Origin of the sequence: Ruegeria sp. HKCCD7221, assembly GCF_013031225.1 — a bacterium.
Lineage (GTDB): Bacteria > Pseudomonadota > Alphaproteobacteria > Rhodobacterales > Rhodobacteraceae > Ruegeria.
In genome coordinates this window covers 314,392-330,294 of sequence record NZ_WPZE01000003.1, presented here as the reverse complement: position 1 = coordinate 330,294, position 15,903 = coordinate 314,392, and the positions used below count along the sequence as shown (strand labels likewise).

At 56.6% G+C, this 15,903-nt stretch carries 15 protein-coding genes; 9 read left to right on the top strand and 6 right to left on the bottom strand.

Going from position 1 to position 15,903, the window contains the following annotated elements; translation table 11 throughout:
• Positions 1–19 precede the first annotated feature (19 nt).
• A complete protein-coding gene (locus tag GOX73_RS10680; protein ID WP_171126055.1) occupies positions 20–1,453 on the bottom strand; it encodes an aldehyde dehydrogenase family protein in 1,434 nt (477 codons plus the stop codon).
• A gap of 306 nt (positions 1,454–1,759) precedes the next feature.
• Here GOX73_RS10680 and GOX73_RS10675 point away from each other — a divergent pair, with 306 nt between their 5' ends.
• The 3 genes from GOX73_RS10675 (at position 1,760) to GOX73_RS10665 (ending at position 6,308) form a co-directional block, all read left to right on the top strand.
• Positions 1,760–2,647 carry a LysR family transcriptional regulator gene (locus GOX73_RS10675; RefSeq protein WP_171126057.1) on the top strand — a complete coding sequence of 296 codons (888 nt, stop codon included), beginning with the start codon at positions 1,760–1,762 and terminating at the stop codon, positions 2,645–2,647.
• 424 nt (positions 2,648–3,071) lie between these two features.
• Positions 3,072–4,238: a TAXI family TRAP transporter solute-binding subunit gene (locus GOX73_RS10670; RefSeq protein WP_254429166.1), complete on the top strand. Its 1,167-nt coding sequence runs from the start codon at positions 3,072–3,074 to the stop codon at positions 4,236–4,238.
• Positions 4,239–4,325: 87 nt separating this feature from the next.
• Positions 4,326–6,308, top strand: a complete 1,983-nt coding sequence (locus GOX73_RS10665; RefSeq protein WP_171134886.1) for a TRAP transporter fused permease subunit — start codon at positions 4,326–4,328, stop codon at positions 6,306–6,308.
• Between the two features lie 65 nt (positions 6,309–6,373).
• On the opposite strand, the gene GOX73_RS10660 is transcribed toward GOX73_RS10665, so the two are convergent.
• The 5 genes from GOX73_RS10660 to GOX73_RS10640 form a co-directional block, all read right to left on the bottom strand.
• The gene (locus GOX73_RS10660; protein ID WP_171126061.1) at positions 6,374–7,564 is read right to left on the bottom strand and encodes a CaiB/BaiF CoA-transferase family protein; all 1,191 of its coding nucleotides are present in this window, start codon (positions 7,562–7,564) and stop codon (positions 6,374–6,376) included.
• Positions 7,561–7,767, bottom strand: a complete 207-nt coding sequence (locus GOX73_RS20745) for a glutathione binding-like protein (protein WP_254429165.1) — start codon at positions 7,765–7,767, stop codon at positions 7,561–7,563. The genes GOX73_RS10660 and GOX73_RS20745 overlap by 4 nt, the downstream gene beginning before the upstream one ends.
• Before the next feature lie 58 nt (positions 7,768–7,825).
• Positions 7,826–8,206 (bottom strand): glutathione S-transferase N-terminal domain-containing protein, encoded by a 381-nt coding sequence (locus GOX73_RS10650; RefSeq protein WP_171134885.1) that lies wholly within the window; start codon positions 8,204–8,206, stop codon positions 7,826–7,828.
• Between the two features lie 4 nt (positions 8,207–8,210).
• Positions 8,211–8,960, bottom strand: coding sequence for an SDR family NAD(P)-dependent oxidoreductase (locus GOX73_RS10645; RefSeq protein ID WP_171134884.1), 750 nt, complete (start codon positions 8,958–8,960; stop codon positions 8,211–8,213).
• Between the two features lie 202 nt (positions 8,961–9,162).
• A complete protein-coding gene (locus GOX73_RS10640; RefSeq protein ID WP_171134883.1) occupies positions 9,163–9,735 on the bottom strand; it encodes a TetR/AcrR family transcriptional regulator in 573 nt (190 codons plus the stop codon).
• 248 nt (positions 9,736–9,983) lie between these two features.
• On the opposite strand from GOX73_RS10640, the gene GOX73_RS10635 reads away from it, so the two are divergent.
• The 6 genes from GOX73_RS10635 (at position 9,984) to GOX73_RS10610 (ending at position 15,903) form a co-directional block, all read left to right on the top strand.
• Positions 9,984–11,867, top strand: coding sequence for an AMP-binding protein (locus GOX73_RS10635; RefSeq protein WP_171126073.1), 1,884 nt, complete (start codon positions 9,984–9,986; stop codon positions 11,865–11,867).
• Positions 11,864–12,331 carry a MaoC family dehydratase gene (locus tag GOX73_RS10630; protein ID WP_171123374.1) on the top strand — a complete coding sequence of 156 codons (468 nt, stop codon included), beginning with the start codon at positions 11,864–11,866 and terminating at the stop codon, positions 12,329–12,331. The genes GOX73_RS10635 and GOX73_RS10630 overlap by 4 nt, the downstream gene beginning before the upstream one ends.
• Positions 12,332–12,367: 36 nt before the next feature.
• On the top strand, positions 12,368–13,234 hold the full coding sequence (locus tag GOX73_RS10625) for an acyl-CoA thioesterase II (RefSeq protein ID WP_171126076.1): 867 nt from the start codon (positions 12,368–12,370) through the stop codon (positions 13,232–13,234).
• Between the two features lie 241 nt (positions 13,235–13,475).
• On the top strand, positions 13,476–14,258 hold the full coding sequence (locus tag GOX73_RS10620; RefSeq protein ID WP_171123377.1) for a crotonase/enoyl-CoA hydratase family protein: 783 nt from the start codon (positions 13,476–13,478) through the stop codon (positions 14,256–14,258).
• Between the two features lie 215 nt (positions 14,259–14,473).
• Complete coding sequence (locus tag GOX73_RS10615; RefSeq protein WP_171126078.1) at positions 14,474–15,244, top strand: SDR family oxidoreductase; 771 nt, start codon at positions 14,474–14,476, stop codon at positions 15,242–15,244.
• A gap of 44 nt (positions 15,245–15,288) precedes the next feature.
• Entirely contained in the window at positions 15,289–15,903 is a 615-nt protein-coding gene (locus GOX73_RS10610; protein ID WP_171126080.1) for a 2-hydroxychromene-2-carboxylate isomerase, read from the top strand.

Below are 15,903 nucleotides of genomic sequence, written 5' to 3'. Positions count from 1 at the left end.
CCTCGACTGCACAATTGGGTCAGGACCAGCCCGATACGACTTTCACCTCGAGAAAGTCCTCCATGCCGAATGTTCCGCCTTCGCGGCCATTGCCCGATTGCTTCATTCCGCCAAATGGGGCCCCTGCCCCACGGCGTACGCCGTTGGCCTCGACCATTCCAGAGCGCAGGCGGCGCGAGACGCGTTTCAGCTTTTCAGCATCCGAGGTCTGGACGTAATTTGCCAAACCGAACTCGGTATCATTGGCCATCTGCACCGCGTCTGCTTCGTCCGAGAACTTCATCATCGCAAGCACCGGTCCAAAGATCTCTTCCCGCGCGATCCGCATGTCAGGAGTGACATCGGCAAACACGGTCGGACGCACGAAGAACCCCCGGTTCATGCCTTCAGGACGCCCCGGGCCACCGGCAACAAGCCGCGCGCCCTCATCAATGCCAGACTGGATCAGGTCCTGAATCTTGTCGAATTGCGCCTTGTTGACCACGGGACCGATATGAGACCCGGGTTCATTCGCCGGACCGACCTTTATGGTCTCACAAACCTTCCCGGCTGTTTCAACCGCCGCATCATAAGCGCTTTCTTCGACGATCATCCGACTGGGTGCGATGCAGGACTGCCCCGAGTTGATCATCATGTAACGCACACCGCGTTCCACGGCCGCATCATCAGCATCGGCAAAAACCAAGTTGGCCCCCTTGCCACCCAATTCCAGATGCACACGCTTCAGGGTCTCGGCCGCATTGACGGACACCGCTTTGCCCGCCCGTCCTGATCCCGTCAGGCTGATCGCATCCACGTCGGGATGCGTCGCCAGCGCAGTCCCCACACTGGGGCCGTCACCATTGACAAGGTTGAACACGCCGGGCGGGAAGCCTGCCTCGTGGATCATCTCGGCCAATAGCATGGCGCTGACTGGGCTTTCTTCGGACGGCTTCAGGATCATCGTGTTGCCGGTCACAATCGCCGCCCCAACCTTGAGCGAGACCTGATTCATCGGCCAGTTCCAAGGCGTAATCAACGCGCAAACCCCAACAGGCTCGCGGATGATCCAACTGTCCGGCGCGTGATCGCCCAACGGTTCTTCGAACACGAACTCGCGAGCAACCTTGGCAAAGGTGCTCAAGTGCAAAGTGCCCATGGCTACATGCAAGTTCGTGGAAAAATCAATCGGAGCCCCCATTTCAAGGGTGATCACCTCGGCCATCTCGGCAGCGCGTCGATTGTAGATTTCGATCAATTTCTCCAGAAGAGCGACCCTGTCTTCCAGAGGTGTTTCCATCCACGCGGGAAAAGCTGCCCGAGCGGCAGCAACAGCGCGATCCACGTCCGCCTCGCTGCCAAGTGAGATCAGACTGCAAGGCTCTTCGTTTGTTGGATTGATGACGTGGTGATCTCTGGCGGTCAGTGGGGCCACCCATGTTCCGTCAATATAAAAATCACGCTTTTCGATCATGGGTCGCTCCTCCCGAGCCGCTTTGATTGCATATGATAGCTGGCTCAGATTTCGCATATTCTGTTCAACGCAGGTACGGCGGCGAAAGCATAGTTATCATTCACAAATGAATACGTCCGTCCCTACGTCAGAGTTGGTGCAGCGGCTTTGGCAGTCATTCTTTTTTGACAGGTTCCTCCCCCACCGATACGCTAATGTCATCAAAAATGAATAACTGGGCAGGTTTATGAGGATTGCTTCCGTTCCATGATCAAACGCGGTCGCGGCGGACGCATTTAGCCGGCGCATGCGCAGGGAGAACACCTCATGAATGAGCCGTTGGACTGGAACGGGGTCCGCGATTTTCTGGCAACGGTAAAAGTCGGCAGCCTGACACGCGCGGCGATCCATCTGCGCATCAGCCAGCCGACCCTCAGCAGGCGCATCGCAGCTCTGGAAGAGCAACTGGGCGTGCAATTGCTTGTCCGCGGGCCGCGTCACTTCAAAGTGACCGAAGCGGGCATACGACTTCAGACCATTGCGCAGCAAATGCAGTTGGCCTCGCGAAAGATCGAAAGCGACGCTTGGGAGAGTCGCGATCTTTTGGGTGGGACAGTGCGGGTCTCGGCGACCGAAGCGATTACCAATGCCTGGCTCATCGAACAATTGCCGGGCTTCATGGAAACTTACCCCGAAATCTCGGTCGAGATGGTCACGGACAACCGCCTGACCGATCTTCTCAACCGGAATTCGGATGTCGCCATCCGTCTTTTGCGACCGACGCAGAAAGAGTTGATTGCCAAGAAAGTCGGAGTCCTGAAGGTCGGCTATTATGCCTCGGTCACATATGTCGAAAAAAACGGCGCACCCAAAAGCGCGGACGACCTGAAAGGTCACAGAACCATTGCGATTGAAGGGTCGCGCAAGTTTGCCTCGGATGTGGATGAGGTGACGCGCAATGGAACAACCGCACTGCGATTGCGCAATGTGCTTGGGGTGATGCGGGCGATCAAAGCCGGCTTGGGCATTGGGCCTGTCTACTGCTTTCACGCCGAACGCCAACATGATCTGGTGCGCGTGCTAGAGAAGGAACCCCCAATCGAGATGGAGATTTGGTTAACGGCCCATCCGGAACTGCGGGAGAACCCCAGCATTCGGGCAGTTTACGACTTTTTGGATCAGTGTTTTGCCAAACAGAAAGGGCAATTCACCTGATCAGCCTCTGTCCAGTGATACATCTACGAATAATAAGAATTGGTTTTTGTAGGTTTGTGCATGGCAGTCTTCCAGATAGCCTTTTTACTAAGGCTCAACAGAATTGTGGCAGTGGATCGTCAGACTCGTTTGCCGAATGAGTAAAGCAAGACTGTGAGCGTATGTTTTATCGATACCTGCAAAGGGAGGTGCAGCTATCGATCAATGCGACAGGACCAAACCGTCTAGCATTGCGCGGCTTGCTATCTGCCGTGGAAGGCAAAGCATGATGGGAGCGGTTTCGTTGTCTTGATCAAGTTCCGTATCGGTTACACTGAAAGCGGGGCTTGTCGCTCACGACTTCATCAAAGCGCCCGCTTCCGAAAATTTCGGCACCAAAAAGCCTTGGAAACAGGCTGTGCAAGCAAATCAACGGAGGAGAGAAATGCTTACACGACACATGTTTGCCGCAACGGTTTGCGCGGTTACGGCATCATTTGCGACGGCCGAGGAGATCACGCTGCCCAATCAGATTGCGTGGACTGCTTACGGCACCGGTTCTGCCGGGTACAACCAGTCCATCGCGATCGGCGCGGCAATGCAAGAAAAGCTGGGTGTGAACCTCCGCGTGCTGCCGGGCAAAAATGACATTGCCCGCACAGAACCCCTGCGTCAGGGGAAGGTTCAGTTCTCTGCCAATGGGGTCGGCGGATCCTTTATGGCCCAAGAGGGTGTATTCCAGTTCGGCGCCGAGAACTGGGGGCCTCAGCCGGTTCGCATTCTGGCGGCCAATAACGGTGGAACCTTTGGCCTGTCGTTGGCTGTCGCAGAAGAAGCCTGCGAAAAAGCTGGAAAGCCGGGCTGCGAAGGATTCACCTATTCCGACCTCAAAGGCCTGCGCGTAGCCTGGATCAAGGGAGCACCGGCCCTGAACGTCAACAACGAGGCGTATCTGGCATATGGCGGATTGACTTGGGATGACGTCGAAATCGTGGAATTCGGCGGCTATGGCGATTCCTGGACAGGCATGATCGACGGCACCGTCGACGCGGCTTTCGCCGCAACCACGTCGGGCCGGGTTTACGAAGCGGCCTCGGCACCGCGCGGCGTGTTCTGGCCTCCGATTGACCCCGCGAATGCCGAAGGGCTTGCGCGGATGCAGTCGATCGCACCATTCTTTTCACCCATCACGGCGACCGTAGGCGGTAATATCGACGGCACCGACGGTATTCAGACCGCCGGCTATGCCTATCCAGTTCTGATGACATATTCCGAGCAGAACACCGACCTGACCTATAACATGACCAAGGCGCTGCACGAGCTGTATGACGAATACACCGGCAACGCCCCCAGTGTGGACGGTTGGTCCCTCGACAAGCAGAACTTCACGTGGGTTGCACCTTATCACGAAGGCGCCATTCGCTATTACCAGGAAGCAGGGTTGTGGTCCGACGAAGCACAAGCCCATAACGACAAACTTATTGAGCGTCAAAGTGCTCTGCAGAAAGCCTGGGAAGAACTGAAGGCCGAAGCGCCAGAAAACTGGCAGGAGGCCTGGGAGGCCAAACGCCGCGAAGCTCTGGCTGCTGGCGGCTTTGAGGTCGTCTTCTGAAGCTGACTGCATAAAAAATTGCGCGACGTGCAGGCCAATGGGCCTGCACGTTCTCCAACAAATAGTTCAACTGAATGTCAGAGACTCATGACGCAGCCCTCCGAAAGCTCGCGCGGCAGCGCCGCAATTGATGCAGAACGCGCCGTCGAGCGGCAGACCTTTTCCGGGCTGGCGCGATGGCTCATTATTGTTTTCACACTGACCGCAATCGGTTTGGCGGTGAACAAGCTGTTCAATCTTAGGCTGGGCGGCACATCCCTTCTGGAAGGAACGTATCTGTATACTTTGGCCGGGCTGTTTCTCAGCCTGACCTTCATCATCTTCCGCGCTGGGAAAACCCCTTCAGCCCGCGTGCCATGGTATGATTGGATTTTGGCCGCTCTTGCATTTGGCGTGTCGGGATATTTCGCGATGACCGCAAGCATCAGCCTGGACTCCGACTGGGAATATGCCGCGCCACAACAGGCAGTCTGGGCCTCGATCCTGATGTATGCACTGGTGCTGGAAGGCACGCGTCGCACCGGTGGGTTGGTGATCTTTGGTATTGTGTTGTTCTTCTCGCTCTATCCGACCTTCGCGGATCACGTGCCGGACCCGCTGAACGGGTTCTCTCAGCCCTTTAGGGACGTCATCCCCTATTTCATGATCTCGTCCGAAGCGTCCTTTGGCATTCCGATGCGCGCCTTCGGCAACCTTGTCATTGGCTTCATCCTGTTCGGCGCCGTTTTGCAATTCACCGGTGGCGGGAAATTCTTCAACAATCTCGCCCTGGCACTTGTCGGCGGCCATCGCGGCGGCGCGGCCAAAGTGTCGATCTTTGCCTCGGGTTTCATGGGGTCGATGTCCGGCTCGGTTATCTCGAACGTGCTGACCACCGGGGCAGTATCTATCCCGGCCATGAAGAAAACCGGGTTTGAACCCCGCTTTGCGGCCGCCACGGAAGCCTGCGCCTCGACCGGCGGTGTGGTAATGCCACCGATCATGGGGGCAACCGCATTTGTGATCGCCTCGTGGCTGGGTGTTCCTTACGTCGAGATCATGCTGGCCGCGGCCATCCCGTCGCTTTTGTATTTCTTCAGCCTGTTTGTTCAGATCGACGCCTATTCCGCCCGCCGCGGCCTGCGCGGGATGGATCAAAGCGAACGCCCGCGCATTGGACAAACCATGCGAGAAGGTTGGCTGTATATTTCGGTCTTCGCCCTGCTGATCTTTCTGATGGTGGCGTTCCGCTGGGAAACCACTGCGCCGTTCTTTGCCGTGGTTCTGCTGCTGGTGGTCAATCAACTGCGCAAGAACGATCGAGTGTCGATGAAGGGGTTTCTGGACATCATCATCTCGGTTGGCCGGACCCTGTCCGAACTGGTGGCGGTGCTGCTGGGGATCGGCATGATCGTCGGAGCGTTTCAGGCCACCGGCCTGACCGGTCCTTTGGCCAATGAACTAGTACACATGGCAGGCAGCTCGGTTGCGATGCTGCTGATCATGGGGGCGCTGACCAGCTTTGTATTCGGCATGGGAATGACAGTGACCGCCTGCTATATCTTTTTGGCCGTAGTGCTGGCCCCGGCGCTGGTGCAGGCTGGGCTGAACGAGCTCGCCGTGCATCTGTTCATTCTCTACTGGGGCATGGTCAGCTATATCACCCCACCTGTGGCACTGGGTGCTTTTGCGGCTGCTACGATGGCACATGCAAACGCGTTCCGCACCGGGATCGAAGCGATGAAACTGGGCGGAGTGATCTACTTTGTCCCCTTCTTCTTCGTGCTCAATCCCGCGCTTATCGGGCAGGGATCGGCAGGCGAAGTTGTAACCGTCCTGATCTGCGCCCTGATCGGGATCTGGTTTATCTCAGCCGCGCTTCAGGGGTACCTGGCTTTTGTCGGATCGCTCGGCAGTGGGACCGCCGGGATGTTGGCCCGTGTCACACTACTGATAGCGGGTTTCCTGATCGCGTCACCGACCGGGGGCATAGCCGGTGTCGGGCACCTGACATTGACGTTGATTGGCTTCGCGCTGTCCGCCCTGCCCATTCTGTTGATCGTGTCCCGGCAAAAGCAATTCGTGACCTGACGAAAAATGGCGCGCCCAGAATAGGGCGCGCCATTTGTGGATGATTTTCTGTGGTTTTACTGAACTTAGGAAATCGTCTGGCTGTCCCGCAGGGCGACGATGTCCTGCTCGCTCAACCCCAATTCAGCAAGAACGTCCAGAGTATGTTCCCCAAGCGCGGGGGCCTGTGACAACGGACCGGTGGCCGTGGCGCTGAACTTGGCAGCCGACTGCGCCTGTCTCGTTGGGCCAAGGCCCTGCTGATCAAGAACTGTAATGACGTCGTTGTGCAAGACCTGAGGATCATCAAGAACCTGCTGGCGCCGCAGAACCGGGGCACAGGGCACATCGTGACTTTCAAGCATGGTCAGCAGAGCCTCGGTCTTTCGGTCGGACACAGCGTATTCAAGTAACTCAAGCCGCTCCTGACGGTTGACCTCTCGTTGGCTTGGGGTGGCGAACCGCGGGTCATCAATCAGGTCGGGCCGCTCGATGGCTTGGCACAGGCCGATCCATTCCTTGTTCGAAATCGCCCCGATCGTGACAAACCCGTCCGCTGTGGGAAAGATCATGTCATGAGGGGTATTGCTGGGTTCTTCTTCCTGACCCACGACCGAGATCGTCGTCATTCCGTCGATCCAGTTATAGTTCAGCATCGCATCCAGCATCGAGACCTGAACATGCTGACCTTCCCCGGTCTGAGAGCGGCTGAACAGCGCGGCGGTCACCGCTTGCGCAGCATAAAGCGCCGTTGTCTTATCGGCGATAACACTGCGGATCATCTTGGGCCGTTTGGTCAACGGGTCCTGTTGAATATCAGCCAGTCCCGACAGCGATTGCACCACCGGATCGTAGACTCGCTTACCCACATAAGGCCCGCTGTCCCCGACGCCGCTGATCGACAGATAGACCAAGCGCGGGTTACGCCCAAGCGCCTCGTCCGCGCCGAAACCCAACCTGTCGGCCACACCGGGGCGGAAATTTTGCACGAAAACATCCGCGTCTTCGATCAGCTTCCAGAGGATCTCTTTCGCTTCGGGTTTCTTGAGGTCCAGAGTGACCGACCGCTTGCCGCGATTGCACGACACAAATGAGGGCGTAAAGCCTGAAACCTTACCACGGGCGCGCATGATATCGCCGCTTGGGGGTTCAACCTTAATCACCTGCGCCCCCTGATCGGCCAGCATCCCTGTTGCGCATGGGCCAGAGATCACGCTGGACACATCGACCACTTTCACACCTGAGAGCGGTCCCTTGCCATTTGCTTTTTCTGTCATGGGTAATTGGCCCTTTCTGCGACCTGAAACGCGGGCCGTTCCGCCAGCATATTGTAATAAGTGTCGAACTCTGCCGGGCGCTGCACGCCCATACGGTCGGCAAATCGCAGGCAGGTAAACAGCAGGATGTCCGGCAATGTGAACTGGTCACCCAGAAGGTAGCGTTGGCCGGAAACCAAGACGCGGGCCGGTTTCCGCACCATTCGCAAGAAATAGTCCCCGGCAGAGTCCACAGCGATAGGTGCGCTGCCATAGATATGCTCAAGATCCTGATGCTTGCGGATGGTATAAAGAGAGGCCGCATCCAGTTCGGTTGAGATGAACGACATCCATTCGAAAACCCGCGCCCTTTGTATTCTGTCTTGAGGGATCAAGCCCCGGCGCCCTGTCTGCATAAGTTTCCGCCAGGTAGATCATGATCGCGCTGCTTTCCACCAGCGTCAGGTCACCATGCTGCAGCACCGGAACTTTCTTGTCCGGATTAACGGCCAGAAAATCAGCCCTTTCCATCGTATCGGTGCGGGGTTTGACGGGCTGGGTTTCATAGTCAATGCCAAGCTCATTCAACACCCAATGCGCGCGCAGGGTGCGCACCGTGCCGACGCCCCACAAAAGCGGTTTGCTCAACATATCCCGCGCCATCGGCTCACCAGTTCTCCCCGTATGGACGCAGGTCCAACTCATGTGTCCATGCATCCTTGGGCTGCTTTACAAGTGTATGGAAAGCCTCGGCTACGCTGTCAGGTTTGACCAGAATATTCTCTTCATCCACGTGGTCGTCACCAAATTTCTTGCGACGGCGTTCGTGAATGGCAGGCATATCAACCCCTGCATCAATCACCAGATGCACCACGTGAACACCTTTGGGGCCAATCTCACGCGCTAGGCTTTGCGCAAGCGCGCGTAACCCATGCTTGGCACTGGCAAACGCACCAAACCCAGCCTTGCCACGCAAGCTGGCCGAGGCGCCGGTCACCAAAATCGTTCCTTTGCCGCGCGGCACCATGCGGGCTGCGGCTTCGCGCATGGTCAGGAAACCGCCGAAACAGGCCAACTCCCAGATTTTGCGAAAGATAACAGGGTCGGTTTCAATGAAGGGAAACGGAGAATTCGACCCTGCATTAAACAGGACCACCTCAATTTCCCCAACCTCTTGTTCAACCTTGTCAAAAAGCGCGGAAATTTGTTCTGGATCACGAGCATCAAGCGAAACCGCCTGCAGACTATGGCCCTCGGCCGCAAGTTTATTGATAAGGTCTTCGGATTTACCCGCGTCCCGACGCGCAACCACGACGCTATAACCGCTCCGGGCAAATTTTCTGGCAAAAGCCGCACCAATCCCGTCTCCGGCACCGACGGCCAAGGCTACCGGTTTGCGTTGCGTGTGTGAACTCATGATGGCCCGCCCTCCCAACGGAATGTGTCAGACCTTAGGGTATGGCAGGCAGGCTGATCATGAGAACCGCAAAGAACCAATACTTACGATGCAAAAATGCATGAATGGGGAACATTTTGCGACAGGTTGCTGAGTCAGGACCACCAACCCTATTGAACAATCTACAGAGCTGTTGACGGCGCGGACTGCATGGAAGCTGGGATCAGCCTTGTTCTTCGTCGTCCTCAAGCGTCAGCAAATAGGCCTTGGTTGCTTTGAGCATCTCAGAAGCTTTGGCATCGTCTGTCATGACCCGGGACAACGCAATCGAACCGACCATAGCCGCCACCGCCAAATTTGCCTTGCTGCGATCCCCGTCAAGATAATCGGCGACGGTGTTTATGAAACCATCAATATGAGATTGCATGATGTCCCGCGACGCCTTGGGCCTGCGTGAGACATCCGACACAAGCGCGGGGATCGCGCAGCCACTGCTTTTTAGGTCGCGATGTTTGGGGCTGACATAGCTACCAATATAGCGCGCAAAGGATGGCTTATTCGGGCTTGCATTAAGCTTTTGGGTCAAACGACCTTCTCGCAACGCGCGTTCAAGCGCCTGATCCAGCAGGTCTTCCTTGTTTTCAAAATGGCCGTAGAACCCGCCATGCGTCAATCCTACGGAATTCATCAAAGACACGACATTAATCGCTGAAAACCCACCGCTGCGCAGTTGTTCACCTGCGTTCGAAAGGATCTCCTCGCGATGACGTTCCTTTTGCGCTTGAGAGTACCCCATTGATGCTGGCCTTCGGAATCCATTGCCCCAGTTAGTGCGTCGACGACCACTAACAGGGTCAATCTGCATTGGAGTCATAATACAGAAATCCCCAGTGCGGTCCAGTTTTCACGCGATTTTCCAGCACCCATTGACTTGCATGATGTCTATCATACACAATCCGTTACAGACTAAGCGGCCCGGCGGCGATTTCAGATTGCCAAACGCCACGCGGCCTGACCCCGAGGATTCTAAAATCAGGACATGCCGTGATCACCGACACAACGACTAACGCCACACTTGACCCGTCCCTCGGGATCGAAACCCATGACGATCCGGTCTTTGGCCCCTTGACCTATTTTCCGGCAAAACCTGTCCTGCGGCGTGGTAACGACGCCATTTACCTTCGCCAAGATTACAAGCTGCCGGACTATCCAACCAGTGTCATCGACTACCTGTTTGCAGCCGCCAGCGCACACCCCGACCGCCTTTCGCTTGCTGAACGCGGGCCACAGGGGTGGGAAGGGCCAACTTTTCGGCAGCTAAAGGCGAATTGCGAGGCCATCGCGCAAGCTTTGCTCAACCGCGGTTTAAAGCAAGGAGATTGCATAGCCGTCCTGTCGCGCAACAGCATTATCCACGCTCAGATTCTGTTCGGGGCAATGATGGCCGGCATTACTGCCGCGTCGATCTCGCCTAGCTATGCAAAATTCTCAGAGGCTTTTCCCCGTCTGCAAAGCACATTTGCACAGTCCAAAGCGAAACTCTTTTTTGTTGATGACGCCCAAACGCTGTCCGCTGCATTGGACAAGCTTGATCTGAACGGATGCGAGCTGGTGTCCGAACATCCCAGACCCGGTGATACTAACGTCGCCGAGTTTCTGGGCACCAAGGTTACCGAAGCTGTTGCCGCTGCCCACGCAGCCGTGACCGAAGAAACCGTTGGCAAGATCCTTTTCACCTCTGGCTCGACAGGCAACCCCAAGGGTGTGATCAACACACAGCGCATGATGTGCGCAAATATCGCCATGTCGCAAAGGATTGGAATCCGCATTCCTCACGCCCAACGTCGACGGCTATGCTGGCTGCCGTGGCACCATACGTTCGGGGGTAATCACATCCTGCACGAAATGCTGTTTCACGCATCAGCGCTTTATATCGACTCGGGCCGTCCAGTCTCCGGGCCGGATTTTGAACGCAGCTTGACCGCTATCCGCGAGGTGAAACCAACCAATTTCTCGAACGTGCCCTTGGCATACGGCATGTTGTTGGACGCAATGGAACAGGATACCGAGCTGGCCGAAGCGTTCTTTTCGAACCTGACTTTCGTACATTACGGCGGAGCGGGATTCCCCGGCGAAACCTATGAACGGCTGCAAAAACTGGCCATGACGTATCGGGGCTGCCGAATTCCGCTATCGGGTGGATTTGCCATGACCGAAGCAGCGCCTTCTGTCACGACGGTCCATTGGCCATATGACGGGGTTGGGCGTATCGGAATGCCTGTGCCAGAAGTTGAAATCAAACTGATCTCACTCAGCGACGACCGTTACGAGCTGCGGATCAAGGGACCGAATGTCTTTCCCGGCTATGTAGATCAGCCCGAACTGAACAAACGACTTTTCGACGATGAGGGGTTCTTCATCACCGGCGACGCGATCCGCTTTGAAGACATCGACAAAATCGCAAATGACCTGCGTTATGCCGGACGGGTCAGCGAAGATTTCAAGCTCGACAGCGGTACATTTGTTCAGGTTGGCGCGATCCGAACGGGATTGAATTTAGAATGTGGTGGGCTGGTGCGCGACACGGTTGTTGTCGGCGAAGGCCGCGCGCATATCGTCGCGATGGTCTGGCTGAACGATGCGGCCCGCGCACGTGCAACACGGGTGGACGGTGCACTTATTGAACCTGCTCCTGAAGACCTTGAACAGGTGCAACAGGCCTTGGATCGGTGGAACCAGAACAATGGCGGCTCCAGCCGGCAAGTGCGCGCAATTGGCATCTTGGCCGAGCCACCGTCGCTGTCGGAAAACGAAATCAACGACAAAGGCTACGTCAACCAGCGCCAAGTTCTCAAACGCCGCGCAGACACTGTTGACGCCCTTTACAACGGAACCCGCAAGGACTTTCTGGTGGTGGCACAACAATGAAAGAGACATCTTTGGAAGTCAGCCTAGACGCCTATCGCGGCCGGGTCGGCAAAGAGCTTGGCGTGTCAGACTGGCTTACGGTGGATCAGGCGCGGATCGACAAGTTTGCAGATGCCACCGACGATCACCAATTCATTCACATAGACCCGGACCGGGCCGCAGAAACACCTTTTGGCGGCACGATTGCGCATGGGTTTCTGTCGCTGTCACTATTGGTGCCACTGGTGCAGAACGGCGTCCCAAAGATCGCTGGTCGCACGATGGGTGTGAATTACGGTTTCGATAAGATCCGATTTGTTTCGCCGGTGCCCGCAGGCGCACGTATTCGTGGACGTTTTCACCTTGCTGGGCTGACGGACAGGGACGATGGATCCATCCAAACCCGAATGAACGTCACGGTCGAAATCGAAGGTAAAGACTCGCCCGCGCTAGTCGCGGAGTGGCTAGGGCTATCCTATTTCTGATCCGCGCTTTTGCCACTTATCCCACCGGGGGCCGAAATGACGCAAATGCCTTCTCTGGCGGATATATTACAGCCAGAACAAGTTGGGCCTGACCTGTTTCGCGCGGCTGCCTTTTCCGGCGATGCCGTGCCGACGCGCCTATTTGGGGGTCAGGTCATTGCCCAATGCCTAGCCGCTGCACGCCATTCCGTGTCGGCAGAGCGTCGCTGCCATTCTATCCACTCGTATTTCCTGCGCGCGGGTGATCCGAACCAACCATTGATCTTCCGGGTTGAAAATGCGCGGGATGGTGGATCGTTCAGCACGCGACGGGTGATCGCCACGCAGGGCGACCAGCAAATCCTGAATTTCACAGGGTCTTTCCATGTGCCCGATGAGGGCTGGGACTATCAGCACGAAAAACCGGACGCTCCGGGGCCACAGGATTGCGCCCCGGACCAAAGCATCGCGACCGGCCTATCCGCAAACGGCTCGGCCGAAGCAGACAACAGGCGCATCCACCAGACACAGTTCGAGATTCGCGACGTCGATCCCAGGAATGAGGCAAATCCCGTACCTGTCAGCGATCAGCACGGGTTTTGGTTTCGGATACCCGCCGCCGAGAACAGCAATGCCAGCCTGCAGCAGCTTTATCTGACCTATGCGTCCGATATGGGTTTGATGAGCGTAGGTTTGCGCGCCCACGGGTTGAGCTGGTCGCAGAACACAGCGCAGGGCGCCAGTCTGGATCACGCGATTTGGCTTCACGCACCTGCCCGTTTACAGGATTGGCACTTTTACGCGATGGATGGCCCCTGGACGGGCAGCGGCCGTGGACTGGCCCGCGGCATGATCTTTTCCGAAGACGGCAAACTGGTCGCAAGTACAGCCCAGGAATCGCTATTGCGGCGTAAACGCAACTGAGCCGCGTCATTCTTGATCGAAGCCCCCTTTCTGCATCTTGTGCGGTTCACCGCCTTTGGCACAAGCCCGTTAACCACTGGGCTCCACTTGGGTTCTGCATGACATTGATAATCTTAAATCGCCAGTCCACATACGGCTTACCGGACAGTGGACTTGACATCTGCATGATGACCGTCATTCTAAAAAAGCTGAGACAAGGCCGATTGACAGCCTTGTTTGAACGGCAGGGGAGGATGACGAAATGCAGGATATTCAGGGCAAAGTCAGGCACGAGGTCCAAGGCCGTGTGCTAAAGATCACGATCGACAACCCGGCAAAGAAAAACGCCTTTCATCCGCAGATGATGGAACAATTGTCAGACGCCCTGACCCTGCTAGAGCAAACACCCGACCTATGGGCAGGGGTGATCTGCGCAGAAGGCGAAGATTTTACAGCAGGGCTGGATATGCCAAAGTTCTTCGGCCCCAACAGCACACCCCCAGATATTCCCGAGGGAAACGTTGATGCGTTTGGCCTGCAAAGACAGTGTAGCAAGCCGATTGTCACGGCCGTAAAAGGGATATGCTTCACAATCGGAATCGAAATGATGCTGGCCGGAGACATCGCCGTTGCCGCCGATGACACCCGGTTTTGCCAATTGGAATCAAAGCGCGGCATTGCTCCTTTCGGTGGCGCGCACTTCCGATACATCAGCCGCGCCGGTTGGGGAAACGCCATGTACCACCTGATGCTATGCGACGAGTTCAGCGCGGAAGAAGCCCATCGCATCGGGCTGGTCCAAGAGGTTGTAGCCAAGGGGCATGAAACCACGCGCGCAATGGAGATTGCGGAAACGATCTGCCGAAACGCTCCGCTTGGCATTCAGGCCATGAAAGTGGCTGGACGCAAATTTATTGAACACGGGGAACAGGCTGCGATTGCCTGCATTCCAGAGCTTCGCGACCGTATGCTTGCGACCGAGGATATGCGCGAAGGCATAGCGTCATTCGTGGAACGGCGCGAGGCCGTCTTTAAAGGCCGTTGAAACGAACGCCCCCGGCTGCCGGGGCAGCACCGGAACCGTAATGGCGCGCTTGATGCTAAGGATACGGGGCTGGCAGGGGTTTTCGTAAGGTAAAAACGAATTCCGGCCATTAGGGGTTCGACTGCGAGCTGACGAAGACCGGAATTCTAAACACCTCTACGCAAGGGGCCGATGAAACTGCCCGCCGATACAATCTGACGAAGAAGGAAACAAATATGACCAAGGCAAATGAGCTTTTCGACCTGAGTGGCAGGACAGCCGTGATAACGGGTGGTTCACGCGGGCTGGGTCTGCAGATCGCCGAAGTGCTGGGTGACAACGGCGCGCGATTGGTGATCTCGTCCCGCAAGGAAACGGATTTGCAGGATGCCAAGGCGCATCTCGAAGCGCGCGGGATCAGTGTGGACTACATCGTGGCGGATAATCGTAAGGACGATGACCTTGTGGCATTGTCAGATCAGTCCATAGCAAAGCTTGGTCGGGTCGATATCCTTGTCAACAATGCCGGGGCCACTTGGGGAAGCCCCGCAGTCGATCATGCGATGGAAGCCTGGGACAAGCTGATGGACCTTAACGTCCGCTCTGTGTTTCGCCTCAGCCAGCTAATCGCAAGGGACTCGATGATCCCGAATGGCAACGGCCGGATACTGAACCTGGCGTCGATTGCTGGGCTAAAGGGCAACAAGGGAATTGTGGCTTACAACACCTCGAAGGCGGCTGTTGTGAACCTGACCCGCGCATTGGCCCACGAATGGGGTGAGCATGGAATAACGGTGAATGCGCTGGCCCCGGGCATGTTCGAAAGCAAGATGACCGCGGGCACTCTGGATGCGCTGGGGCGCGAAAACGTCGCGGCGCAGAACCCGCTGGGGCGGATTGGCGGTAGCGAAGACCTTAAGGGGGCGGCGCTGCTTTATTGCTCGGACGCAGGCAGCATGATCACCGGGACCACTTTGGCCATTGATGGCGGGCTGACCGCGATCTGAAAGCGCCCGACCTATCCGTAGACCACTTTCAAAAGGAAAGATTGATGCAGAAGCACGTCGCCTTTCACTTCGATTTTGGCAGCCCGAACTCTTACCTAGCGCATCTCTTGATACCCGGTCTCGCGCAGACCTATGGCGCGACGTTCACCTATGTGCCGGTGCTACTGGGCGGCATCTTCCGCGCCACTGGCAACCGGGCACCGGGTGAAACCAACGCCGGGATCGAGAACAAGCTGCGGTACGAACGGCGCGACCTGTTGCGCTTTACCGAACGCAACGGAATCGTCGATGAGTTCTCATTCAACCCCTATTTCCCGATCAACACCCTGCAACTGATGCGCGGCTGCATTGCGGCGCAACGGTTGGGTGTTTTTGAGCTGTACATGGAACGCGTCTTTCGCGGCATGTGGCAGTTTGAACAGAATCTTGGCGACCCTGAGGTGCTGTCGCGCTGGCTGACAGATGGCGGGCTAGAAGCCGAACCCCTGTTCGCACTGATACAAGACCCCGAAGTCAAAACCCAACTGATCTCGAACACGGAAATGGCCGTTGCCGCTGGTGATTTTGGTGCACCGACCTTTCACTATGACGGGGAAATCTATTTCGGAAAGGATCGTATCCGCGATCTGGAACAGCATCTGGCCGGTCTGGATAACTGA